The organism is Stenotrophomonas sp. LM091 (assembly GCF_001806305.1).
GTDB classification, from domain to species: domain Bacteria; phylum Pseudomonadota; class Gammaproteobacteria; order Xanthomonadales; family Xanthomonadaceae; genus Stenotrophomonas; species Stenotrophomonas bentonitica_A.
The window spans coordinates 2,049,061-2,073,257 of record NZ_CP017483.1 but is presented as its reverse complement, the minus strand read 5'-3'; the positions used below and the strand labels follow the sequence as shown (position 1 = coordinate 2,073,257).

Sequence of the window (24,197 nt, the reverse complement as noted above, 5' to 3'; positions counted from 1 at the left end):
GCGTGCGCCCACCGACCAACGGTCGGTGGCTACCGGTAGAATGCCCGCATGAAAATCGCCTCCTGGAACGTCAATTCGCTCAACGTGCGCCTGCCGCACCTGGAACAATGGCTCACGGCGTTCGCGCCGGACGTGGTCGGTATCCAGGAAACCAAGATGGAGGACCACAAGTTCCCCGATGCGGTGCTGGCCGGGCTGGGCTACCGCAGCGTGTTTGCCGGGCAGAAGACCTACAACGGCGTCGCGCTGCTTTCGCGCGAACCGGCGCAGGACGTGCAGATCGGCATTCCCGGTTTCGAGGATGAGCAGAAGCGCGTCATCGCCGGGACCGTCAACGGCGTGCGCATCATCAATCTGTACGTCGTCAACGGTCAGGACGTCGGCACCGACAAGTACGCCTACAAGCTGCGCTGGCTGGAGGCCGTGCATGCCTGGGTCGAGGCCGAACTGGCCAGGTACCCGGAACTGGTGGTGATGGGCGACTTCAACATCGCCCCCGATGCCCGCGACGTGCACGACCCGCTGGTCTGGAACGAGAACCACATCCTGACCTCCACCGCCGAGCGCGGCGCCCTGAACAAGCTGCTGCAGCTGGGCCTGCACGATGCGTTCCGCCTGCATAGCGAGGAAGAAGGTGTGTTCAGCTGGTGGGATTACCGGGCGGCCGGCTTCCGCCGCAACCTGGGCCTGCGCATCGACCTGACCTTGGTCTCCGACGCGCTCAAGGCGCGCGCGCTGGCCTCGGGCATCGACCGCGAGCCGCGCACCTGGGAGCGCCCCAGCGACCATGCGCCGGCGTGGGTGGAGCTGGCGCCGTAAACAACAAGGCCCGACAGTGCCGGGCCTTGTTGATCGAACGAAGTACGTGAGCGCGTCAGCGGACGCTTCGACGCGTAAACAGATTCACGATCGCCAGCAGAATGACTGCGCCGATCAACGAGAACAGGAACGTGCGGATGGTGATCGCTTCATTGATGCCACCGCCGAACAGCCAACCGGCCAGCAATGCGCCGACGATGCCGACCACGATGTTGAGGATGATGCCTTGCTGCGCGTCCCGCTTCATGATGATGCTGGCAAGCCAGCCCACGATGCCGCCGACGATCAACCAGATGATGATGCCCATAGCGTTGACTCCCTCTGTGCGGATGCGACCTGTGCAGTTGACGGCACACCCCGTGAAGTCGTCGTGCAGCCGGTATGGCGGGGGCGTGGCATGACCCTGCCGGCGACCTTGGACGGCCCCTGGCGCTTCGGCCCGGTCACGGTCTGGCGCCTGCCGCATGTGCCGGGCACCCGCGGCGAGCCCCAAGCCCGGGTGCTGCTGGCCGAGCAGCTGGGCGGGGCGCCGCAGGACCTGCCGCTGCAGCGTGACCCGCGTGGCCGCCCGGCGCTGCATGGCCCGTTGGCCCATGTGGGCACCGGCTGGAGTCACAGCCACGGCCTGCTGCTGGTCGCGATGGGTGAGGGGGTGCGGCTGGGCGTGGACCTGGAACCGCTGCGCCCGCGGCCGCGGATGCTGGAGATCGTGCAGCGCTTCTTCCACCCGGCCGAGATCGCCTGGCTGGAATCGCTGGACGAGAACGCCCGCAACCACTGGTTCTTCCGGGTGTGGTGCGCCAAGGAGGCGCTGCTGAAGGCGCAGGGGCAGGGCATCTCGTTTGGTCTGCACCGGCTGCAGCTGGCCCCCGGCATCGACGGAGGCCTGTACCTGGCCTGGTGCGACCCGGAACTGGGGCCGGCCGAGCGCTGGCACCTGCATGAGTGGCAGGCGGCGGATGATTTCCGCGCGGCGCTGGCCTGGCATGCGATGTGAAATCGAGGGCGTGGCCAACGATTGGGTGTGCGGGCGGAGGCAGCCGACCAACGGTCGGCTCTACCGACCTGCGATAATGGTGCCATGACTGAACACATCCTCCCCGCTGGCGTGGCCGACGCGCTTGAGCGCGGCCTGGCCGCCATGCAGCTGGACGCCGCGCTGGCACCGCCGCTGCTGATCTACCTGACCCTGCTCGATCGCTGGAACCGCACCTACAACCTCACCGCGATCCGCGACCCGCTGGAGATGGTCACCCGCCATCTGCTCGATTCGCTGGCGATGCAGCCGTACCTGGAGAGCGGCACCCTGGCGGACCTGGGCACCGGCCCCGGGCTGCCCGGCATCCCGCTGGCGATCGCGCGCCCGCAGCTGCAGGTGACCCTGGTCGAAAGCAATGGCAAGAAGGCCCGCTTCATGCGCGAGGCCGTGCGCCAGCTGGGCCTGGGCAACGCCCGCGTAGCCGAGTCGCGCGCCGAGGCGCTGGCCGAACCGGCCGCGTATGACCATCTGACCGCGCGCGCGATGGACACCCTGGCCGGGATCATCCGCGTCGGTGGGCACCTGCTGCGCCCGGGCGGCCGCCTGCTGGCGATGAAAGGCGTGTACCCGCACGACGAGATCGCGCAGCTGCCGGCCGGTTGGTCGGTCGAACAGGTGCTGCCGTTGAGCGTCCCTGGATTGACCGGCGAGCGCCATCTGGTGGTGGTCACCGGCCCGTGAGCCGGTGACTCCCGCGCCCGCATCGCCCGCCCCAGCGTCGTCCCGGCGCCCTCCCGCGGTGGCCCCATGCGGCGCCACCGGCGTGCCCGTGGGCGTCGTTGCGGCATTGCGGCGCATGCCTGCCGCGCATCTCACAGTGCATGACACGCCCCATATACGCATAATGACCAGTCCCACTCCCTGCCGATGAGGCTCACCCGCATGGCCCGCATCATCGCCATCGCCAACCAGAAAGGTGGCGTCGGCAAGACCACGACCGCCGTCAATCTGGCCGCCTCCCTGGCTGCTGCACCCAAGCGCGTGCTTCTTGTCGACCTCGATTCCCAAGGCAATGCGACCATGGGCAGCGGCGTGGACAAGCGCGAAGTCGCCGCCTCCACCTGTGATCTGCTGCTGGGCGAAAGCACCGCGGCCGAGGTCCGGGTCAAGACGCCGGAGGGCTTCGACCTGCTCCCGGGCAACATCGACCTGACCGCCGCCGAGATCCAGCTGATGGACCAGAGCGAGCGCGAGCAGCGCCTCAAGCGCGCGCTGGCCCCGATCCGCGACGAATACGACTACATCCTGATCGACTGCCCGCCGGCGCTGTCGCTGCTGACGCTCAACGCGCTGGCCGCCGCCGATTCGGTGATCGTGCCGATGCAGTGCGAGTACTACGCGCTGGAAGGCCTGAGCGCGCTGGTGGAAACCATCGAAGCGCTGCGCGCCAACCTCAATCCCGCGCTGGAAATCGAGGGCGTGCTGCGCACCATGTTCGATGTGCGCAACAACCTGGCCAATGCCGTGTCGGCCGAGCTGACCGAGCACTTCGGCGAGCAGGTGTTCCGCACCATCGTGCCGCGCAACGTCCGCCTGGCCGAGGCGCCCAGCCATGGCCAGAGCATCGTCGGGTACGACCGTGCCTCGCGCGGTGGCGTTGCCTATCTCGGCCTGGCCGGCGAGATCATCCGTCGCAACAACCAACGCAAGAAGGCCGACAAGGCCATGGAGACCGCCTGATGAGCACCAAGCCTGCCCTCGGCAAGAAACGCGGCCTCGGCCGTGGCCTCGACGCGCTGTTGGGGCCCAAGGGGGCGGTGACACAGGTGCAGGCAGCGGCCGTGGTCGAACCGCAGCCGGGTGAACTCCTGCGCAAGCTGCCGGTGGGCCATCTGCAGCCGGGCAAATACCAGCCGCGCCGCGACATGGATGAAACCAAGCTCGCCGAGCTGGCCGAGTCCATCAAGGCCCAAGGCGTGATCCAGCCGATCCTGGTCCGCCAGCTCGGCCCGGACAGCTTCGAGATCGTGGCCGGCGAACGCCGCTGGCGCGCGTCGCAGCTGGCCGGCCTGGACGAAGTGCCGGTGGTGGTGCGCGAGCTGGAAGACCGCACCGTCATCGCGATGGCGCTGATCGAGAACATCCAGCGCGAAGACCTCAACCCGCTCGAGGAAGCCGAAGCCCTGCAGCGGCTGATCAGCGAATTCGCCCTGACCCATGCCGAGGCCGCCCAGGCCGTGGGCCGCTCGCGTGCGGCGGTGTCCAACCTGCTGCGCCTGCTGGAGCTGCCGATCGCGATCCGCCTGCTGCTGGAAACCCGCCGGCTGGAAATGGGCCATGCCCGCGCACTGCTGACCCTGGCGCCGGAACTGGCCAGCAAGCTCGCCCAGGAAGCGGCCGACCAGGGCTGGTCGGTACGCGAAGTGGAACACCGCGCGCAGCAGTTCGCTGCCGGCAAGGTGCCCGGCGCGCTGCGCAAGAAGCCCTCCGCCGCTGCACCGCAGGCCGACATCGCCTCGCTGGAAACCGAACTGTCCGAGTCGCTGGGCGCCCGCGTGGCAATCAACCACGGCCGCGGCGGCAAGGGCAAGCTGATCATCCATTACACCGACCTGGACACGCTGGATGGCGTGCTCGACCGACTTCGCGCACAGAAGGGCTGAGTCCCCCGCAGGCGTCAGAGGATTTCCCCCCAGCAATGAACCCCACCAAGGTCGACCGCAACCATCTGTTGCGTCTGACCGACCTGCCGAATGTCGGGCCGGCCTGTGAGAAAGATCTCCGTCTGATCGGCATCCGCGTGCCAGCGCATCTGCGCGGTCGCGATGCCTATGACATGTACGCGCAGCTGTGCCTGCGCACGGGGGTGATGCACGACCCCTGCGTGATCGATGTATTCCTGTCGGTGCTGCGTTTCATGCAGGGCGAAGCGCCGCGGCCGTGGTGGGATTTCAGCAAGGAACGCAAGGCCACCCTGGCCAAGGAAGCGCCGCTCAGCCTCTGGTGAAGCGGACCACCGGGACGTGTGCAACGCCACGCGGGCGTCCCGGGAAAGCACTGTATTGATACGTGGCAAGTAGGACGGACGGACCCCATGACCATTCTCGTGACCGGCGCTGCCGGCTTCATCGGCGCCAACACCTGCAAGGCCCTGCTCGCGCGCGGTGAGCGCGTCGTCGGCCTGGACAACTACAACGACTACTACGATCCGCAGATCAAGCGCGATCGCGTGGCTGCGCTGTGCCCGCAGGCCGATATCCGCGTGCTCGACCTGACCGACCGCGACGGCCTGGCCGCGCTGTTCGACGAGGTGCAGCCGACCCGGGTCATCCACCTGGCTGCCCAGGCCGGCGTGCGGTACTCGCTGGAAAACCCGCATGCCTACGTCGACAGCAACCTGACCGGCTTCGTCAACATGCTGGAGCTGTGCCGCCACCGCGGCGTGGCCCATCTGGTGTATGCCTCGAGCAGCTCGGTGTACGGCGATTCGGCCACCCCGCCGTTCTCCGAAGACCAGCGCATCGACAAGCCGCGCTCGCTGTACGCCGCGACCAAGGCCGCCAACGAGCTGATGGCCTACACCTACGCCCAGCTGTTCGGCCTGCATGCCACCGGGCTGCGCTTCTTCACCGTGTACGGCCCGTGGGGCCGCCCGGACATGGCGCCGCTGCTGTTCTCGCGCGCGGTCCTGGCCGGCCGTCCGATCGACGTGTTCAACGACGGAAAAATGCAGCGCGACTTCACACATGTCTCCGACATCGTGGATGGCATCCTCGGCGCGCTGGCGCATCCGTCCAGCGACACGGTGCCGCACCGGGTGTTCAACCTCGGCAACCACACGCCGATCGAACTGGAGCACTTCATCGGGGTCATCGAGTCCGCCGCCGGACGCCCGGCGCAGAAGGTCTACAAGCCGATGCAGCCCGGCGACATGGTCCGCACGATGGCCGATACCACGCGGGCACATGACGCCTTCGGCTACGAGCCGGCGATGCCGATCGAGCGCGGTCTGCCGCCGGTGGTGGCCTGGTGCCGGGATTATTTCGGGGATCACGCCTGACACACACGCCTCGATTCATCTTCGGATAACCTCGGGTGCGGAAAATGCGCGCTCTTTTTCGATCCTGGCCATTCGCAGAGCCCGACCATGAGCCAACCCCAGTTGTCGGTCGTCGTCCCGGTCTTCAATGAACGCGACAACGTCACGCCCCTGATCAACGAGATCACCACCGCGCTGCGCGGGCAGGTCGATTTCGAAATCGTCTACATCGACGACCACTCGCGCGACGACACCCTGGCGGTCCTGCAGGCCCTGAAGGCCACCACGCCCGAGCTGCGGGTACTGCACCACGTCACCCAGAGCGGGCAGAGCACCGCGGTGCGCAACGGCGTCAAGCACGCCCGCGCGCCGTGGATCGCCACCCTGGACGGTGACGGCCAGAACGATCCGGCCGACATCCCCAAGCTGCTCGCCGCGCGCGCGGCGGCCGCCACCGAGGTCAAGCTGTTCGCCGGGTGGCGTGTGAACCGCCAGGATTCGGGCAGCAAGCGCTGGGCCAGCAAGTGGGCCAATGCGATCCGCGCGCGCATGCTGCACGACGATACCCCCGATACCGGCTGCGGCATCAAGCTGTTCGAGCGTGCGGCGTTCCTGGAGCTTCCGTACTTCGACCACATGCACCGCTACCTGCCCGCGCTGATGCAACGGGCCGGCTGGAAGAGCACCAGCGTGCCGGTCAACCATCGGCACCGCACCGCGGGTGTGTCCAAGTACAACAACCTGGGCCGCGCGCTGGTCGGCATCCGCGACCTGCGCGGGGTCGCCTGGCTGATCACGCGCAGCAAGCGCACCGCCGTGGAAGAGCGCTGATGGAACTGCACTGGCTCGACCAGCCACTGACGTGGCTTTACTGGACCGGCCTGCACGTCACCGGCTGGAAGTTGATCGGCTACACCGGCGCGCTGATGTTCGGTGGCCGCTGGCTGGTCCAGTTCATCGCCTCGCGCCGTGCCGGCAAGCCGGTGATCCCGCGCCTGTTCTGGTACATGAGCGTGGTCGGCAGCCTGATGACGCTGAGCTACTTCCTGTTCTCGGCCAAGCAGGACTCGGTGGGCGTGCTGCAGAACCTGTTCCCGGCGTTCACCGCGCTGTACAGCCTGAAGCTGGATATCGACCATCGTGGGTGGAAGCGGGACAAGGCGGCGCATTGAGGGCGTGCCGACCGACCAACGGTCGGTGGCTACCTCGCGCTTTCGGCGCTGGGGTCCCAGCCTGCGGCCGGTCCCCGGTCCTGCCCACGACGCGGGCAGGACCTTTGATCCATGCGCGGCCCCTTCGCCGGGTGCCATGATCGGGGTTTGCCGTCCCCCGGGAACCCTGATCGTGAAATCACCGCTCGTTGCTGCGCTGCTGCTCGCCCTGGCCCTTCCTGCCGGCGCCGCCCTGGCCGCGCCTCCAGCTGCCCCGGCCGCCGCCCCGGCCAGCCTGGCCACCGAAAGCCCCGCCGATGCGCAGTTCCGCGCCATCTACGAGAAGGAATGGGCCTGGCGCGAAGCCGGTGGCGGTGAGGCCAGCGAAGACGGCGACGGCCCGGCCAACGCCACCCGCATGCCCGATGTCGGCGCGGCCGCGCAGCAGGGCCGGTTGAAGGTCTGGGACGACGTGTTGGCCCAGCTGGACAAGGTCGACACCCAGGCGCTCTCGGCCGAGAACCGCATCAACTACGCGATCTACCGCGACCAGGTGTTCAACCTGGCCGCCGATGTGCGCCTGCGCGCCTACGAAATGCCGTTCAACGCGGACTCCTCGTTCTGGTCCAACCTGTCCTTCATGGCCCGGCGCGAGATGAAGACCGCGCAGGACTACCGCAACTACATCGCGCGCCTGAACGATGTGCCGCGCTACTTCGACCAGCAGACCGACAACATGCGTGCCGGCCTCAAGCGTGGCTTCAGCGTGCCGCGCGCGGTGCTCGATGGCCGCGAGGTGTCCATCGCCACGGTCTCCGAACTGAAGGACCCGACCCAGTCGCCGCTGTACGCGCCGTTCAAGAAGCTGCCGGCCAGCATCCCGGCCGCCGAGCAGGCACAGCTGCAGGAGCAGGCCCGCCAGGCCATCGGCGGCAGCGTGGTGCCGGCCTTCGCCAAGCTGCGCACCTTCTTCGTCAGCGAGTACGTGCCGCAGGCACGCACCACCCTGGCCGCCGAAGCGATGCCCGGCGGCAAGGCGTACTACAAGCAGCAGATCCACGAGTACACCACGCTGGACCTGACCCCGCAGCAGATCCACGAGATCGGCCTGAAGGAAGTGGCGCGCATCCAGGCCGAGATGGACGGCATCATCAAGCAGGTCGAGTTCAAGGGCAGCTTCGCCGAGTTCCTGACCTTCCTGCGCACCGATCCGCAGTTTTATGCCAAGACCCCGGACGAGCTGCTGCACCGCGCGGCGTGGATCTCCAAGCGCGTGGATGGCGTGATCGGCAAGTACATGACCCTGCCGCGCGCGCGCTTCACCATCGTGCCGGTACCGCCGGACATCGCCCCGTTCTGGACCGCCGGCCGCGGTGGCATGGGCACCTACTGGCTCAACACCTACAACCTGCCGGCACGGCCGCTGTACAACCTGCCGGCGCTGACCCTGCACGAGTCCGATCCGGGCCATGCCCTGCAGGGCGCGCTGGCGGCCGAGCAGGGCGAGCAGCCCGCGTTCCGCCGCAACAACTACATCTCCGCCTACGGCGAAGGGTGGGGCCTGTACTGCGAGAAGCTCGGCGTGGAGATGGGCATCTACGAAACCCCGTACGAGGATTTCGGCCGCCTCACCTACGAGATGTGGCGTGCCGCGCGCCTGGTGATCGATACCGGCGTGCACCACAAGGGCTGGAGCCGCGAGCAGGCGCTGTCCTACCTGCGCGACCACACCGCGCTGAGCGAGCATGAAGTGACCACCGAAGTGGACCGCTACATCTCCTGGCCGGGCCAGGCGCTGAGCTACAAGCTCGGTGAGATCGCGATCGTGCGCCTGCGTGCGCAGGCCGAGCAGGAGCTGGGTGACCGCTTCGACGTCAAGGCCTTCCACGACGCCGTGCTGAGCCAGGGCTCGGTGCCGCTGCCGGTGCTGGAGGCGCAGATCCAGGCCTTCATCGCCCAGCGCAAGGCTGCCGCCAGCTGAGGTGCGCGGGGGCCGGCCGTCGCGCCGGCCCCGTCAACGTGAACCGACCTGCCGGCCTGCGATTGTGTAACGGCTTCACGCCCGGCTACCCTGCGGGCCATGCTCCGTCGTGCCCGCCCGCGTCCGTCCCTGCTGCTCCGCCTGCTGATGCTGGTGGTGGTCGGTGTGGGCGTGTTCGGCAGTTCGCTGGCCTCGGCCCTGGCCGATATCCACCTGAGCGTGCATGCCGACAGCAGCGAGCTGCATGGCAGCGATGACACGGCCGGCACCGCCTCCAGCGACGACGACGGCAACGAAGACTGGCTGCATGCCCTGGTGCATTGCGGCCACTGCCATGGCCACGGCGGCGTGCTGCCGATGGCGGCGATGGCCTGGAGCCTGCCCGCCGCCCCCAGCCACGGCGTCCCTGCCGGGTTGGTCGCGCAACTGCGCACCCAGCCGCCCGAGAACCTGCTGCGTCCTCCGATAGCGATCTGATGCCCTGCGGCCGCGTGCCGCCGTTTGCCATCTGATTGTTTTCTGGAGACTCCCATGTGGATGCGTCTGGCAGCGTTGGCTGCCATTGCGTTCGTGCCGTGCGTATACGCACAGGGCACGACACCTGCTGCACCGTTGACCCTCGACGACGCCATCGCGCGCGTCGCCCAGTACCACCCCGACCTGCGCCTGGCGCAGGCCCAGCGCCCGGTGTGGGAAGCCCGCCGTGACGCGGCCGGCCTGTCGCCGCCGTTGACCGTGGGCGTGGAACTGGAGAACGCGCTCGGCACCGGCGAGGCCCGCGGCGTCGATGCCGCCGAGGTCACCGTCACCCTGGCCGGCGTGCTGGAGCGGGGCGGCAAGCTGGATGCCCGCCGCGCCGTGGCCCAGGCCAACCTCGACAGCCTCGCCCCCCAGCGCGAAACCGCGCGGCTGGACCTGATGGCCGAAGTCGCCCGCCGCTACCTGGCGGTGACCGACGCGCGCCAGCAGCTGCGCATCGCCGAGACCGATATCGAACAGCGCAGGCGCGCGGTGGCCGCCGCGCGGCTGCGCCTGCAGGCCGGCGCCTCGCCGGAATCGGTGCTGATGACGGCCCAGGCGATGCTGGCCCAGGCTGAGCTGGACCGCGATCGCGCCACGCAGATGGATCAGTCCGCGCGTGCGGCACTGTCGGCGTTGTGGCACCAGCGTGATCCCGGGTTCGATGTGGTGAGTGGCGACCCGATGCAGCTGCCCGCGCTGCAGGACTTTGCCGTGCTCGCCGACGAACTCCAGCGCACGCCGGAACTGGCGGTGCTGGCCGGTGAGCGCCGCATCCGCGAAGCGCAGGTGCAGCTGGCCCGAACCGAAGCACGGCCCGACGTCAGCTGGCAGGTGGGCGTGCGCAACAGCCGCGATACCCGCGATACCTCGCTGGTGGCTGGTTTCAGCCTGCCGCTGGGCAGCGTGCGCCGCGCCGAGCCGGAGATCCGCGCGGCCGAGGCCGAGCTGGCGCTCAACAGCGTGGAGCGCGAGGCGCGCGGGCTGCAGCTGTACGCCACGCTCGCTGAAGCGCATGGCCGCTACCTGACCTCGCGATTGGAAGTCACGCGCATGGCGCGCGACGTCCTGCCCCAGCTCAAGCGCGCCGAGAATGCCGCCGAGAAGGCCTGGCGTGCCGGCGCCATCAGCTACATGGAATGGGCCCAGCTGCAGGCGATGCGGATCGAAGCACGCCAGCGCCAGCTGGAAGCGGCCATCGCCGCACAGACCGCCCTCATTGAAATCCAGCGGCTGACCGGCCAGAGCATGGTCGCCGCCACCGACACCGTGTCCACGGAGGACCGCCGATGACCGCTTCCCTGACCCGTACCGTGCTGGCCGGCAGCCTGTTGATCGCGCTGATGGCGCTCACCGGCTGCGGCAGCAGTGACCCCGCGGCAGCGCCGACCAAGGCCGCTGCGACGGACGCCGGCCATGGCGAGGCCGGGCATGCCGATGATCATGACGACCATGACGCCCCGGAAAGCACCACCATCGCCGCAGCGATGGCCGAACAGGCCGGCATCCGGGTGGCGCCGGTGGTGGCCGGCACCATCGCCGACGAGCACGACGTGCAGGGCCTGCTGACCCCGGTCGATGGCCGCGTCGCGCAGGTGATGGCGCGCTTCCCCGGGCCGATCCGCTCGCTGCGCGCCAATGTCGGCGACCGGGTGCGCGCCGGCCAGGTGCTGGCCAGCATCGAGAGCAACCTGAGTCTCACCACCTACACCGTGACCGCACCGATCGGTGGCGTGGTGCTCGCGCGCCAGGCCCAGGTCGGCGGCGTGGCCGGCGAGGGCACCCCCTTGTTCGAGATCGGTGATCTGTCCACGTTGTGGGTGGACCTGCATATCTTCGGCAACGACACCCAGCACATCACCGCCGGTGTGCCGGTCACGGTGTCGCGGATGACCGATGGCGTCAGCCAGGCCGCCACGCTGGAGCGTGTGCTGCCCGGTACCGCCACCGCCAGCCAGAGCACGGTCGCCCGTGCCACGCTGCGCAACGATGACGGTCAATGGCGGCCCGGTGCCGCGGTCAAGGCCCGCATCGTGGTCGCTACCACGCCGGCGGCGCAGGTGGTGCCGCTGAGCGCCCTGCAGACGATGGACGGCAAGGACGTGGTGTTCGTGCGCGAAGGCGAGACCTACACCGCACGCGCGGTGACGCTGGGTGCACGCGATGCCGGCAAGGTGGAAGTGCTCGATGGCCTGACCCTCGGCGAAGAGGTGGTCGTCGAGCAGAGCTACGTGGTCAAGGCCGACATCGGCAAGGCGGGGGCATCGCATGAACATTGACGCCTCGCCACGCCCCGCATCCGGAGGGCGCCGTCATGCTTGAGCGCATCATCCGCGCCGCCATCGCCCATCGCTGGTTGATGATGGCCCTGACGTTGGTGCTGATCGCGCTGGGCAGCTGGAGTTTCACCAAGCTGCCGATCGACGCCACCCCGGACATCACCAACGTCCAGGTGCAGATCAACACCGCCGCGCCGGGCTACTCGCCGCTGGAGACCGAACAGCGCATCACCTATCCGGTGGAAACGGTGATGGCCGGCCTGCCGGCGATGGAGCAGGCCCGGTCGCTGTCACGCTACGGCCTCTCGCAGGTGACCGTGGTGTTCAAGGACGGCACCGATATCTACTTCGCCCGGCAGCAGGTCGCCGAGCGCCTGCAGCAGGTCAAATCGCAGATCCCCGAGGGACTGGATCCGCAGCTGGGGCCGATCTCCACCGGCCTCGGCGAGATCTTCATGTACACCATCGACGCCGATCCCAAGGCGCGCAAGGCCGATGGCACGCCCTACACCGCCACCGACCTGCGCACGCTGCAGGACTGGGTGATCCGCCCGCAGCTGCGCAACGTGCCGGGCGTGACCGAGGTCAACACCATCGGTGGCTTCCAGCGCCAGGTGCACATTACCCCGGACCCGGCACGGCTGCGCGCGCTGGGCTTCACCCTGGAAGATGTCGCCCAGGCGGTGGAAACCAACAACCAGAACGTCGGCGCCGGCTACATCGAACGCAACGGCCAGCAGTTCCTGGTGCGCATCCCCGGGCAGGTCGCCAACCTGGAGGAGATCGGCAACATCGTGCTGGCCCGCCGCGAAGGCGTGCCGATCCATGTGCACGATGTGGCCCAGGTGCAGGACGGCCCGGAACTGCGCAGCGGCGCGGCCACCCAGAACGGCCATGAAGTGGTGATGGGCACGGTGGTGATGCTGATCGGCGCCAACAGCCGTGATGTTGCCCAGGCCGCGGCCGCGCGCCTGCAGCAGGCGCAGGCCAGCCTGCCCGCGGGCGTCACCGTCACCGCCAGCTACGACCGCACCGCGCTGGTCGACCGCACTATCGAGACTGTCGCCAGGAACCTGATCGAAGGCGCCCTGCTGGTGATCGTGGTGCTGTTCCTGCTGCTCGGCAACTTCCGTGCGGCGTTGATCACCGCGGCGGTGATTCCACTGGCGATGCTGTTCACGCTGACCGGCATGGCCCGGGGCGGTGTGTCGGCCAATCTGATGAGCCTGGGCGCGCTGGACTTCGGCCTGATCGTCGATGGTGCGGTGATCATCATCGAGAACTGCCTGCGCCGCTTCGGCGAACGCCAGCACGTGCTCGGCCGCGACATGACCCGCGAAGAACGCTTCGCCGAAACCGCCAGCGCCACCGCCGAAGTGATCCGCCCGAGCCTGTTCGGGCTGGGCATCATCACCGCGGTGTATCTGCCGATCTTCGCGCTCACCGGCGTGGAAGGAAAAATGTTCCACCCGATGGCGATCACCGTGGTGCTGGCCCTGACCGGCGCGATGGTGCTGGCACTGACCTTCGTGCCGGCCGCGATCGCGCTGTTCCTCGGCGGCCGTGTGCAGGAGAAGGAAAACCGGCTGATGGCCTGGGTGCGGCGGCGCTATGAGCCGATGCTGGCCTTCGCCCTGCGGCGCGGCCGCTGGATGGTCGCCGGCGCGCTGGTGCTGGTGATCGGCTGCGGCCTGCTGGCCACGCGGCTGGGCAGCGAGTTCGTGCCGAACCTGGACGAAGGCGATGTCGCCATGCACGCCATGCGCATCCCCGGCACCAGCCTCACCCAGTCCATCGAGATGCAGAAGCAGATCGAGAACCGGCTGGTGCAGTTCGCCGAGGTGGACAAGGTGTTCTCCAAGATCGGCACGCCGGAGGTCGCGTCCGATCCGATGCCGCCGTCGGTCGCCGATACCTTCATCATGATGAAACCGCGCAAGGCCTGGCCGGATCCGCGCAAGACACGTGCGGCGCTGCTGGCCGAGCTGGAAGACGCGGTCGAGCAGTTGCCCGGCAACAACTACGAGTTCACCCAGCCGATCCAGATGCGCACCAACGAGTTGATTTCCGGCGTGCGTGCCGACGTGGCGGTGATGCTGTTCGGCGATGACCTGGAGACGCTGCTGTCGGTCGGCAAGCGCATCGCGGCGGTGGCCGGCAGCGTGCCGGGTGCGGCCGACGTGCGGGTAGAAGAGACGAGCGGCCTGCCACTGCTGACCGTTACCCCCAACCGCACCGCGTTGGCCGGGTATGGCTTGAACCCGGGCCAGGTGCAGTCGACCGTGGCCACTGCGGTGGGTGGCCAGGTGGCAGGGCAGCTGTTCGAAGGCGATCGCCGCTTCGATATCGTGGTGCGCCTGCCCGAAGCGCTGCGCCAGGATCCGGCCGCGCTGGCGGACCTGCCGGTGTCGTTGGAGACTGCACTGGCCGATGACGCTGACGAGTCCAGCCGCCCCGGAAGCTGGACCAGTGGCAGTGCGCGCACGGTGCCGCTGCGTGAGCTGGCGACGCTGAGCAACAGCGAAGGGCCGAACCAGATCAACCGCGAGAACGGCAAACGCCGGATCGTGGTCACCGCCAACGTGCGTGACCGCGACCTTGGTGGATTTGTCGGTGATCTGCAGCAGGCGATCGGGCGCGATGTGCAGGTGCCCAACGGCTACTGGATCGAGTACGGCGGCAGTTTCGAGCAGCTGATCTCGGCCAGCCAGCGCCTGTCCATCGTGGTGCCGGTGACGCTGGCGATCATCTTCGCGCTGCTGTTCTGGGCGTTCGGCTCGGTCAAGGATGCGGCGATCGTGTTCAGCGGCGTGCCGCTGGCGCTTACCGGTGGCGTGCTGGCGTTGGCGCTGCGCGGCATTCCGCTGTCGATCTCGGCCGGTGTCGGCTTCATCGCACTATCCGGCGTGGCGGTGCTCAACGGCCTGGTGATGATCAGCTTCGTGCGCAGCCTGCGCGAGCAGGGGATGCCATTGCCGCAGGCGGTACGCGAGGGTGCCTTGGGCCGTCTGCGCCCGGTGCTGATGACCGCATTGGTGGCCTCGCTGGGCTTCTTGCCGATGGCCTTCAACGTGGGCGCCGGCTCGGAGGTGCAGCGTCCGCTGGCGACCGTGGTGATCGGCGGCATCGTCTCGTCCACGCTGCTGACCTTGCTGGTGCTGCCGGTGCTGTATCGCTGGCTGCATCGGAAAGGATGAGGCGGCACAGGTGGTGGGGTAACCCTTCATCGATGGGGTAGCACCCGACCATTGGTCGGGTGATTCTTCAGACGGCACAGAAAAATATGTGCGCGCCGTGGCCGCTGCTATCGAGGTGACAACCACGCCTCGATGGCAGCGACGCCAGTGCTGACGCCGTTCTCGGCAGTCATCGCGTGACCCAGCGCGGCGGCGCGGGCACGGGTATCGGCACGTTCGGCGAACGCGATGGCCCGCCTCAGTGTCCTTGCGTCCAACCGCTTCGGCGACAGCGCCGCCGGTGCCACGCCCAACTGCTGCAACCGGTCCGCCCAGAAGAACTGATCCGCGGCGAACGGCATCACCAGCGACGGCACCCCGGCCCGGCAGGCCGAGTGCGTGGTGCCGCTGCCACCGTGGTGGATGACGAGCGAGCAGCGCGGGAACAGGGCTTCGTGCGGGGTCGGCCCGAGCACGAACACGTTTGGCGGAAGCGGGGCGCTGGGCAGCCCGGCCCAGCCCGGGAACAGCAGTACCCGCCGCGGCGCCAGGGCCGCCAGCAGCGCGGGTAGCACCTGGTCGCGATCGAAGCCGGTCATGCTGCCGAACCCGAGGTAGACCGGGGCGGGGCCGGCGTCCAGGAAGGCCTGCAGGGCCGGCGGCGGCTGCCAGCCGTGCTCCGGTGCTCGCCACTGGCCGCAGATTCGGTGGTTGGCGGGCCAGTCCGGCGGCGGGGGCAGCAGGCTGGGCGAGATGCCGTACAGCATCGGTAGATCCCGCCAGGGCGAGGCGCGCCCCGGCATGCCCAATGCCCGTCGCGCGGCGTTGACCGGACCGCGGAAGGTGCGCCATACCGCCTGGTTGACCAAGGTGTAGCTGAGGCGATTGAGCGCGCCGGGCAGGCGCAGCCGTGGCAGGAACGGAGAGGGGAAGCCGGCGGTCGGGGTCAGCGGAATCATCCCGGTGCCGATCACCGGCAGCCCATGGTGTTCGGCCACGGCCAGGCCCACGAACGCGGCCAGCCCGCCGCTCAGCACCGCATCGCACCCGGCGGCGGCCGCGTCGGCCTGGCGCATCCAGCCGGGCACGTGCCGTTGCGCCATCCGCGCCAAGCCCCGCGAGGCCGCAAGGCGGGCGTTGCCGCGCGACACCAGCGCCACCACCTCGTCATGGATGTCGCCCTCCAGCGCGGCATGCGGGACACCCAGCTGGCGCGCGGTATCGAGCGTGCCGCGCTCGGCCAGCAGCAGCACCTCATGGCCGGCGCCGATCAGCCCATGACAGAGCATCACCAGCGGGCGGGTGTCGCCTTCGGTGCCGTAGGTCAGGGCGAGCAGCTTCATGAAAGGCCGCGGGCGAGGGGGAGGGGAGGCGCTGGGGTCATCTATTCAGTCCGGGTTCGATGCCCGGGCAGCCTAGCGGAGGGGCCGTCATGGAACCGGCATGGCTCCGCCGGGCCATGCCAGCTTGCCGCAGGCCCTTCAAGCGGGCATAATGCGCGGCTCGCTGTGTCCAAAAACCTTTGGATCGGTGGCCGGGAACACGTCATCCGGCCCGCCCTCGACAACGTAACCCTTTGATTCTCATGACGTGTGGCGGGAAACCGCCGAGGCCGCCGTCGCCCGGGCTATGGGCTGACAACTACTTTATCGAGGTGCGCAATGTCCCGCGTATGCCAAGTTTCCGGCAAGCGAGTGCAGACGGGTAACAACGTCTCGCACGCCAACAACAAGACCCGTCGTCGTTTCCTGCCCAACCTGCACGAGCGCCGCTTCTGGGTTGCCAGCGAGAACCGCTGGGTCAAGCTTCGTGTTTCCGCGCATGCCCTGCGCACCATCGACAAGAACGGCATCGACTCCGTTCTGGCTGAGCTGCGTTCGCGCGGCGAAAAGGTCTGAGGAGTAAACGATCATGGCAGGCAAGCGCGATAAGATCCGTCTGATTTCGACGGCCAACACTGGCCACTTCTACACGACGGACAAGAACAAGAAGAACACCCCCGGGAAGATGGAATTCCTGAAGTACGATCCGGTCGTGCGCAAGCACGTCCTGTACAAGGAAGGCAAGATCAAGTAATCCGCGAGGATGCTTGAGCTTCCCGAAAAAACCCGCCCCTCGTGGCGGGTTTTTTCATGGGCCGCGCCCGGGCCCGCACCCGGCATGACCGGTTGCATGCAGCGACCCATGGCAGAATGCGGTTCCCCTCCCGACGGGCGACGCGATGCTGTTCGAGTGGCTGCTGGGTTCGTGGTTGTTGATGCTGGATTGGCTGATCCGGCTGGCCGCGCTGTTCTGGATTCCCAGCCGCACCACGCCCGGTGCCGCGCGCAGCTGGCTGCTGCTGGTCGGCTTCGTGCCGCTGCTCGGGCTGCCGCTGTACCTGCTGTTCGGCCACCCCTGGCTGTCGCGCCAGCGCGTGCAGCGCCAGGCCGAGGCGTCCCAGGTGATCCGAGAGGAGCAGGCCCTGCAGCCGCCGCTGCGCTGGACCCCCGCGCCAGATACCGCCACCGCCGAGATCGTGCCGCTGATCGAGCGCCAGGGCGATTTCATGCCCATCCATGGCAACGCGGTGGATCTGCTCAATGACTACGATGCCTCGCTGCAGGCGCTGATCGAAGACATCGACCAGGCGCGCGAACGCGTCCACCTGCTGTATTACCTGATGTTCGACGATGCGGTCGGTGAGGCCATCGTGCAGGCACTGCAGCGCGCCGCGGCGCGTGGCGTGCACTGCCGGTTGCTGCTGGATGCTGTCGGCGCCAAGCGCGGGCTGCGCCACTATCGCCACCGCCTGCAGGCGATCGGCGTGGATGTGCGCGCGATGCTGCCCGGTGGCCTGCGCTGGCGCCGCAGTGGCCGCATGGACCTGCGCAATCACCGCAAGATCGCGGTGATCGACAACCGCGTCGGTTACATCGGCTCGCAGAACCTGGCGCGGGCGCAGTTCGTGGCCGGGTTCCCGAACAAGGAACTGGTCGCGCGCGTGCGTGGGCCCGTAGTCGCCCATCTGGAGGCCGTGTTCGCCAGCGACTGGTACATGGAAACCGGACAGCGCCTGGATGTGTTGACCGCAGTGCCGGTGTGCTCGGCCGATGTCCCGACCCAGCTGCTGCCCAGCGGCCCGGCGTATCCCTTCAGCAACGCGCGTGATGCGGTGAACGCGCTGATCCATCTGGCCCGGCGGCGGATCGTGCTGGTCACGCCCTATTTCGTGCCCGACGAAGCGACCTTGAGCGCGCTGCGCATCGCCGCGCTGTCCGGCGTGCAGGTGCAGCTGATCCTGTCGGCCAGCACCAACCAGCGGCTGACCTCCTGGGCGCAGGAGGCCTACTACGACGAGCTGCTGCGCAGTGGCGTGCGCATCGCGCTGTACGCACCCAACTTCCTGCACGCCAAGCACCTGACCGTCGATGAGGATATCGCGCTGGTCGGCTCGATCAATCTTGATATCCGCTCGTTCGCGCTCAATGCCGAGATCGGCATGCTCTGCTACGACGCCGGCATGGTGCGCCAGCTGGCGCAGATCGAAGCGGACTATCTGGAGCAGTCGCGTCAGCTGGATCTGGCGACGTGGCGCCAACGTCCGGCCTGGAAGCGCAGCCGCGAAGGCATCGCGCGGCTGGCCGATGCCTTGATGTAGTCCGCTGTGACGCACGTGGACGGCCGGTCCACGTGCATCGCCTACAATCGGGGCATGACTGCGTCCGATACCCATCGCCAGTGTGATCTGGCCATCGTCGGCGGCGGCGCTGCCGGCGTCCTTGTCGCACTGCAGGCGCTGCGCCATGCCGAGCGGCCGTCACGCATCGTGCTGTTTGAGCCGGCCTCGGTGCTGGCCGAAGGCATCGCCTACGCCACTCCGTGGCCCGAGCATCTGCTCAATGTGCCGGCCGGCAAAATGAGCGGGCTGCCGGACCAGCCCGCGGATTTTCTCGATTACCTGATCGACAGCGAGGCGATCGCCGATGTGCCGCGCGAGGTGCTGGCCGAACAGTTCGTGCCGCGCCGCCATTACGCTGCCTACCTGCGCCAGCGCCTGGAACAGGCGCGCGAACGCAGCGTGGCGGTGCTGGAGGTGGTCGAACAGCCGGTCTTCGCGCTGGTTCCCCACGCACAGGGCGTGCAGCTGCGGCTCGATGACGACGTGACCTGGAGCGCACAGCGCGTGGTGCTGGCCTGCGGCAACAGCATGCGCCCGCTGCCGGTGCCCGGTGCCGACGCACTGCCGCCCGCGCAGGCGGTGGAAGCCTGGGATTACGACGGCGTGCGTGTTCTGGCCGGCGATGACGATCTGGCCATCATCGGCTCGGGCCTGAGCATGGCCGACAGCGTGGTCGCCCTCGCCGCCGCTGGTCACCGTGGGCGCATTTTCGTGCTCTCGCGTCATGCGTTGCTGCCGTTGCCGCAGGCGCATGGCGCATCCGTCACCTTCGATCCGCAGCCACTGCTGGCGATGTCGCTGCGCCAGCGCATGCGGGAGCTGCGTGCGCAGGCCGATGCCGCCGTGGCGCGGGGCATTCCGTGGCAGAGCGTGATGGACCGCATCCGGCCGATGGGCCAGGCGCTGTGGCTGAGCTTGAGCGAGGCCGACCAGCGCCGTTTCCTGCGCCACGTGGTGCGCTATTGGGACGTACACCGCCACCGCATCGCCGAATCGGTGCACGCCCAGGTGGCCGAACTGGAGCGTCGTGGCCAGCTGCAGCGCCACCGCGCCCGCCTGGACACGCTGCTGGTGCAGGAAAGCGGGCTGCAGCTGCACGGCCGCAGCCCGGACGGTGGCCTGCCGCCATTGACCGTGGCCGCGGTGATCAATGCCACCGGGGTGGAGACGCGCGCACTGTCCATGCGCAATCCGCTGATCCGGCAGCTGCTGGCCGACGGGCATGCCCGCCCGGGCCCGCATGGCCTGGGCCTGGATACCACGGAGGAGGAGGGCGGCCTGATCGACGGTCGTGGCCAGCCGCAGCCGGCGATCCGGGTGGTCGGCAGCCTGCGCATCGGCACCCTGTGGGAAAGCCTGGCGATCCCGGAGCTGCGGGTGCAGGCCGAACAGGCCGCGCGACGCAGCCTGGGCTGACGGCGACATCCTTCCCGGGGCCGCGCAACCAGCCGCAGAGCCACCTCATGCCTCCCTTTCGAAATCTGCATTGGTGATGGGGTGGAGACGGCTCTAGGCTCGTGTGTTTCACAGAGGGAAATGCCCATGTCGTCCAGCCCCGACCGGACCGCCACCCCTGCCCCTGCGAGGGCCACGCTGCGCGCACTCACCTTGCTGGGCGCCATGCTGGGTCTGGCCGCCTGCCATCGTCAGGCACCTGCTGATGGCGCTGTTGCGACCGCTCGGGGTGCCGAGGCAGCGGCCGCCGCCACCGCGCTGGGCGACATTCCCGCCTGTCCGGCGGGTGCGAGCGTGATGGAGGGATGGAACGATCGTGCCCCGCCGCGGCGTATCTTCGGCAATACGTGGTACGTGGGCACCTGTGGCCTGGCGGCCGTGCTGGTGACGTCCGATCAGGGCCATGTGCTCATCGATGGCGGCACGACACCGGCTGGCCCGCTGATCGAGGCCAATATCCGCACGCTGGGCTTCGACCCGCGCGACGTGACGTACCTGCTGAACTCGCACGAGCATTACGATCACGCCGCCGGCCTGGCGCATCTGCAGGCGGCCACCGGTGCACCGCTGCTGGCGCGGGCCCCTGCCGTGGCCACCCTGCGCAACGGCAGAAGCGACCGCAATGATCCACAGTACCTTGAGGAAGGCGCGGCATTTCCACCGGTAGCGCAGGTTCGGGCCATCGGCGATGACGAGGTCGTCCGCGTCGGTCCGCTGGCATTGACTGCCCACGCCACCCCGGGCCATACGCCGGGCGGAACCAGCTGGACCTGGCGTTCATGCGACGCTGGGCGCTGCCTGGATATCGCTTACACCGACAGCGTCAGTGCGATCTCCGATGCGCAGTACCGCTATATCGATCACCCGCGGATGGTGGAGGCCTTCCGGCGCGGCCTGGACCGCTTGGCCGCGCTTCCCTGCGACGTGCATGTCACGCCGCATCCACTGGGCAGCGACCTGTTCGCCCGTCTGCAGGACGACGCGGCCTCTCCGCTGGTCGATGCCGGCGCCTGCCGCCGCTACGCACAGCAGGGGCGCATCAACCTGGACAAACGGCTTGCCGAGGAAGCGGCCGGACGCGCGCCCTGACGCAGGGGCGGCCCGGAGGGCGTAAAATGGGGACATGGATGTTTCCCACTTGCTCGACGGGTTGAACCCCGCCCAGCGCGAAGCTGTGTCCGCCCCGCCCGGCCACCATCTGGTGCTTGCCGGTGCCGGTTCCGGCAAGACCCGCGTGCTTATCCACCGCATCGCCTGGCTCAATGAAGTCTGCGGCGTGCCGACCCATGGCATTTTTGCGGTCACCTTCACCAACAAGGCCGCCGGGGAGATGCGTCACCGCATCGACCTGCAGCTGCCGCAGGGCAGCCGCGGCGCCTGGATCGGCACCTTCCACGGCCTGGCCCACCGCCTGCTGCGCCTGCATTACCAGGACGCCAAGCTGCCCGACAGCTTCCAGGTGATGGACTCGGACGACCAGCTGCGGCTGGTCAAGCGCGTGGTCCAGCAGCTGGAGATCGACGACGGCAAGTTCCCGCCGAAGCAGATCGCCTGGTGGATCAACGAGCAGAAGGACGAGGGCCGCCGCCCACAGCACATCCAGCCCGAGCCGCATGATGCGTGGCTGGAGACCATGCGCCAGGCCTACGCGGCCTACCAGGAGCGCTGCGACCGTGCCGGCCTGGTCGATTTCGCCGAGCTGCTGCTGCGCGCGCATGAACTGCTGCGCGACAACCCGGCCCTGCTGGCCCACTACCGTTCGCGCTTCCGCGAAATCCTGGTGGACGAGTTCCAGGACACCAACGCCATCCAGTACGCCTTCGTGCGCGTGCTGGCCGGCGACAGCGGCCACGTGTTCGTGGTCGGCGACGACGACCAGGCCATCTACGGCTGGCGCGGCGCCAAGGTCGAGAACGTCCAGCGCTTCCTGAAGGATTTCCCGGGTGCGCAGACCGTGCGCCTGGAGCAGAACTACCGCTCCACCGCCAACATCCTCGGCGCGGCCAATGCGGTGATCGCGCACAACCCGGACCGCATCGGCAAGGAGTTGTGGACCGACAGCGGCGATGGCGATCCGATCGATCTGTACGCGGCCTACAACGAAATGGACGAGGCGCGTTACGTGGTCGAGCGGGCGCGCCAGTGGGTGCGCGATGGCGGCAGCTACGGCGACGTGGCCGTGCTCTACCGCAGCAACGCACAGTCGCGCGCGTTCGAAGAAGCACTGCTCTCCGAGCAGGTGCCGTACCGTGTGTATGGCGGCATGCGCTTCTTCGAGCGCGCCGAAATCAAGGACGCGCTGGCATACCTGCGGTTGATGACCAACCGCAACGATGACGCCGCCTTCGAACGCGCGGTCAACACGCCGACGCGCGGCATCGGCGACCGCACCCTGGATGAAGTGCGCCGGTTGGCGCGCGCCCAGGCGATCTCGCTGTGGGAAGCGACCATGCTGACCACCCAGGGGAATGCGCTGGCCGCACGCGCACGCAACGCGCTGGCCGGTTTCCTGGTGCTGGTCAATCAGCTCCAGGCCGAAGCGGACACGATGACCCTGGCCGAACGCATCGACCACGTGCTCATGCGCTCGGGCCTGCGCGAGCACTGGTCCAAGGAAAGCCGCAACGCGCTGGACTCGGAATCGCGCGCGGACAACCTGGACGAACTGGTCTCGGTGGCCTCGCGCTTCGTGCGTCGCGAGGATGATGTCGAAGAAACCCAGGACATGAGCGAGCTGGTCGCCTTCCTCGCCTACGCCTCGCTGGAGGCTGGCGAAGGCCAGGCCCAGGCTGGCGAAGAGGGCGTGCAGTTGATGACGCTGCACGCCGCCAAGGGCCTGGAATTCCCGCTGGTGTTCCTGGCCGGCATGGAAGACGGCCTGTTCCCGAGTGCACGTTCGCTGGAAGAAAGCGGCCGGCTGGAAGAAGAGCGTCGTCTGGCCTACGTGGGCATCACGCGCGCGCGCCAGAAGCTGGTGCTCTGCTACGCCGAATCGCGCCGCATCCATGGCCAGGACAACTACAACGTGCCCTCGCGTTTCCTGCGCGAGATCCCGCGTGAGCTGGTGAACGAAGTGCGCCCCAAGGTGCAGGTCTCGCGCGGCACCTCGCTGGGCGCCAACCGGGTGATGGGCCATGCGGCGCTGGAGGCACCGCCGCTCAAGCTGGGCGCGATGGTCAACCATCCCAAGTTCGGCGAAGGCATGGTCACCGACTATGAAGGCAGCGGCCAGCACGCCCGCGTGCAGGTGGAATTCATCGAAGCCGGCAGCAAATGGCTGGTGATGGCGTATGCCAACCTGACGGTGATCTGATCACCGTCGGGGGCCGGGAATTCCTGTAGAGCCGAGCCATGCTCGGCTCCACAACAGCGGTCGGTCGTCAGCCGGTGGTGAACGTCTCCACGGCTGCCACCACCCCGGCGCGTTCCATCAGCTCTTCATGCTGACGGTTCTGGATCAGCACGTAGCGCCCTTCCTCCGGCGACAGCACTTCGATCACCTCGTCGCGATAATTGGTGATCTCGATGAAGCCATCGCTCACTCCGTTGAGGTTTTCGATCTCGGCCATCAGTGTCTCAAGACTCACGATGGCCCCGTCCTTGTCCGCTCCGCCGCCAGTCCGGGGGTTGTCGAAATACAGGCTGATCTTCGGTTGCCTGATCCTGCGCCAGTTGTTGACGTCGACGATGTGATGCGTGGACCACTTGAAATCCTCTTCTGATTCGTTGCCGCTGAACTCGCACTGGAAGATCGGCAGACACAGGAACAGGTCGGTTCGATTCGCACTGCGGTTCAGGAGCCCGTGATACGTGCTGGGAACCGCTATCGCGTGGGTGAATCCATAGATGTTTGGTGGAATAGCAAAGATCGTCGGTTTGTCATGAGGCAGGTGGGACGGCGCGCTCAGCCCTACGCTGGAAGCGAACTGCGGATCATGGATGTCCTTCGAGGTGATCGCCAGATCATGCCCGTCGGCGTTTCGCAGGCAGCAATAAAGCGTGTACGTCGCAACGACGTATTTGCCAACGTAGCAACCATGGGCTTCGCCGACCTCGCCAAATTCCCTCAACAGCTCATCTCTGGTGATCATGGTTATCTGGACGGTGGGGACGCCCATGATGGCTGTCGGAACCTTCG

The 24,197-nt window shown here is 68.0% G+C and carries 23 protein-coding genes; 20 read left to right on the top strand and 3 right to left on the bottom strand.

What is annotated here, in order from left to right; all coding sequences use genetic code 11:
* The first annotated feature begins 48 nt into the window (after positions 1 to 48).
* Complete coding sequence (gene xth / locus BIZ42_RS09075) at positions 49 to 819, top strand: exodeoxyribonuclease III (RefSeq protein WP_019185609.1); 771 nt, start codon at positions 49 to 51, stop codon at positions 817 to 819.
* Between the two features lie 55 nt (positions 820 to 874).
* Here xth and BIZ42_RS09070 read toward each other — a convergent pair whose 3' ends face one another.
* Positions 875 to 1,126 carry a GlsB/YeaQ/YmgE family stress response membrane protein gene (locus BIZ42_RS09070; protein ID WP_070426235.1) on the bottom strand — a complete coding sequence of 84 codons (252 nt, stop codon included), beginning with the start codon at positions 1,124 to 1,126 and terminating at the stop codon, positions 875 to 877.
* Between the two features lie 90 nt (positions 1,127 to 1,216).
* On the opposite strand from BIZ42_RS09070, the gene BIZ42_RS09065 reads away from it, so the two are divergent.
* The 13 genes from BIZ42_RS09065 (at position 1,217) to BIZ42_RS09005 (ending at position 14,964) form a co-directional block, all read left to right on the top strand.
* Entirely contained in the window at positions 1,217 to 1,816 is a 600-nt protein-coding gene (locus tag BIZ42_RS09065; RefSeq protein ID WP_070426234.1) for a 4'-phosphopantetheinyl transferase superfamily protein, read from the top strand.
* Between the two features lie 84 nt (positions 1,817 to 1,900).
* Positions 1,901 to 2,539: a 16S rRNA (guanine(527)-N(7))-methyltransferase RsmG gene (gene rsmG, locus BIZ42_RS09060; RefSeq protein ID WP_070426233.1), complete on the top strand. Its 639-nt coding sequence runs from the start codon at positions 1,901 to 1,903 to the stop codon at positions 2,537 to 2,539.
* A 201-nt stretch (positions 2,540 to 2,740) separates the two neighbouring features.
* On the top strand, positions 2,741 to 3,538 hold the full coding sequence (locus BIZ42_RS09055; RefSeq protein WP_019185613.1) for a ParA family protein: 798 nt from the start codon (positions 2,741 to 2,743) through the stop codon (positions 3,536 to 3,538).
* Positions 3,538 to 4,461 carry a ParB/RepB/Spo0J family partition protein gene (locus tag BIZ42_RS09050; RefSeq protein ID WP_019185614.1) on the top strand — a complete coding sequence of 308 codons (924 nt, stop codon included), beginning with the start codon at positions 3,538 to 3,540 and terminating at the stop codon, positions 4,459 to 4,461. The genes BIZ42_RS09055 and BIZ42_RS09050 overlap by 1 nt, the downstream gene beginning before the upstream one ends.
* Positions 4,462 to 4,496: 35 nt before the next feature.
* Entirely contained in the window at positions 4,497 to 4,805 is a 309-nt protein-coding gene (locus BIZ42_RS09045) for a helix-hairpin-helix domain-containing protein (protein ID WP_019185615.1), read from the top strand.
* Positions 4,806 to 4,892: 87 nt separating this feature from the next.
* Positions 4,893 to 5,858: an SDR family NAD(P)-dependent oxidoreductase gene (locus tag BIZ42_RS09040; RefSeq protein WP_070426232.1), complete on the top strand. Its 966-nt coding sequence runs from the start codon at positions 4,893 to 4,895 to the stop codon at positions 5,856 to 5,858.
* 87 nt (positions 5,859 to 5,945) lie between these two features.
* Positions 5,946 to 6,668, top strand: a complete 723-nt coding sequence (locus BIZ42_RS09035; protein ID WP_070426231.1) for a glycosyltransferase family 2 protein — start codon at positions 5,946 to 5,948, stop codon at positions 6,666 to 6,668.
* Positions 6,668 to 7,009, top strand: coding sequence for a lipid-A-disaccharide synthase N-terminal domain-containing protein (locus BIZ42_RS09030; protein WP_019185618.1), 342 nt, complete (start codon positions 6,668 to 6,670; stop codon positions 7,007 to 7,009). The genes BIZ42_RS09035 and BIZ42_RS09030 overlap by 1 nt, the downstream gene beginning before the upstream one ends.
* A 172-nt stretch (positions 7,010 to 7,181) precedes the next feature.
* A complete protein-coding gene (locus BIZ42_RS09025; protein WP_070426230.1) occupies positions 7,182 to 8,969 on the top strand; it encodes a DUF885 family protein in 1,788 nt (595 codons plus the stop codon).
* Between the two features lie 99 nt (positions 8,970 to 9,068).
* On the top strand, positions 9,069 to 9,446 hold the full coding sequence (locus tag BIZ42_RS09020) for a DUF2946 family protein (RefSeq protein ID WP_070426229.1): 378 nt from the start codon (positions 9,069 to 9,071) through the stop codon (positions 9,444 to 9,446).
* A gap of 54 nt (positions 9,447 to 9,500) precedes the next feature.
* On the top strand, positions 9,501 to 10,781 hold the full coding sequence (locus BIZ42_RS09015) for a TolC family protein (RefSeq protein WP_070426228.1): 1,281 nt from the start codon (positions 9,501 to 9,503) through the stop codon (positions 10,779 to 10,781).
* A complete protein-coding gene (locus tag BIZ42_RS09010) occupies positions 10,778 to 11,767 on the top strand; it encodes an efflux RND transporter periplasmic adaptor subunit (protein ID WP_083279825.1) in 990 nt (329 codons plus the stop codon). Before BIZ42_RS09015 ends, BIZ42_RS09010 begins: the two co-directional genes overlap by 4 nt.
* A 35-nt stretch (positions 11,768 to 11,802) precedes the next feature.
* Complete coding sequence (locus BIZ42_RS09005) at positions 11,803 to 14,964, top strand: CusA/CzcA family heavy metal efflux RND transporter (RefSeq protein WP_070426227.1); 3,162 nt, start codon at positions 11,803 to 11,805, stop codon at positions 14,962 to 14,964.
* A 107-nt stretch (positions 14,965 to 15,071) separates the two neighbouring features.
* Here BIZ42_RS09005 and BIZ42_RS09000 read toward each other — a convergent pair whose 3' ends face one another.
* Positions 15,072 to 16,286, bottom strand: coding sequence for a glycosyltransferase (locus BIZ42_RS09000; protein WP_070426226.1), 1,215 nt, complete (start codon positions 16,284 to 16,286; stop codon positions 15,072 to 15,074).
* Between the two features lie 318 nt (positions 16,287 to 16,604).
* On the opposite strand from BIZ42_RS09000, the gene rpmB reads away from it, so the two are divergent.
* From rpmB to uvrD, 6 genes are all read left to right on the top strand, one after another.
* A complete protein-coding gene (gene rpmB / locus BIZ42_RS08995; RefSeq protein WP_019185625.1) occupies positions 16,605 to 16,841 on the top strand; it encodes a 50S ribosomal protein L28 in 237 nt (78 codons plus the stop codon).
* A gap of 10 nt (positions 16,842 to 16,851) precedes the next feature.
* Positions 16,852 to 17,019, top strand: a complete 168-nt coding sequence (gene rpmG / locus BIZ42_RS08990) for a 50S ribosomal protein L33 (protein ID WP_172407465.1) — start codon at positions 16,852 to 16,854, stop codon at positions 17,017 to 17,019.
* Between the two features lie 145 nt (positions 17,020 to 17,164).
* The gene (gene cls, locus BIZ42_RS08985) at positions 17,165 to 18,583 is read left to right on the top strand and encodes a cardiolipin synthase (RefSeq protein ID WP_070426225.1); all 1,419 of its coding nucleotides are present in this window, start codon (positions 17,165 to 17,167) and stop codon (positions 18,581 to 18,583) included.
* A 36-nt stretch (positions 18,584 to 18,619) separates the two neighbouring features.
* Positions 18,620 to 20,020: an FAD/NAD(P)-binding protein gene (locus tag BIZ42_RS08980; protein WP_070427492.1), complete on the top strand. Its 1,401-nt coding sequence runs from the start codon at positions 18,620 to 18,622 to the stop codon at positions 20,018 to 20,020.
* A gap of 126 nt (positions 20,021 to 20,146) precedes the next feature.
* A complete protein-coding gene (gene bla / locus BIZ42_RS08975) occupies positions 20,147 to 21,148 on the top strand; it encodes a subclass B3 metallo-beta-lactamase (RefSeq protein WP_216636712.1) in 1,002 nt (333 codons plus the stop codon).
* A 34-nt stretch (positions 21,149 to 21,182) separates the two neighbouring features.
* On the top strand, positions 21,183 to 23,372 hold the full coding sequence (uvrD, locus tag BIZ42_RS08970) for a DNA helicase II (RefSeq protein WP_019185629.1): 2,190 nt from the start codon (positions 21,183 to 21,185) through the stop codon (positions 23,370 to 23,372).
* A gap of 67 nt (positions 23,373 to 23,439) precedes the next feature.
* Here the strand turns inward: uvrD and BIZ42_RS08965 are convergent, their stop codons facing one another.
* Complete coding sequence (locus BIZ42_RS08965) at positions 23,440 to 24,177, bottom strand: hypothetical protein (RefSeq protein WP_083279929.1); 738 nt, start codon at positions 24,175 to 24,177, stop codon at positions 23,440 to 23,442.
* Between the last annotated feature and the right edge of the window lie 20 nt (positions 24,178 to 24,197).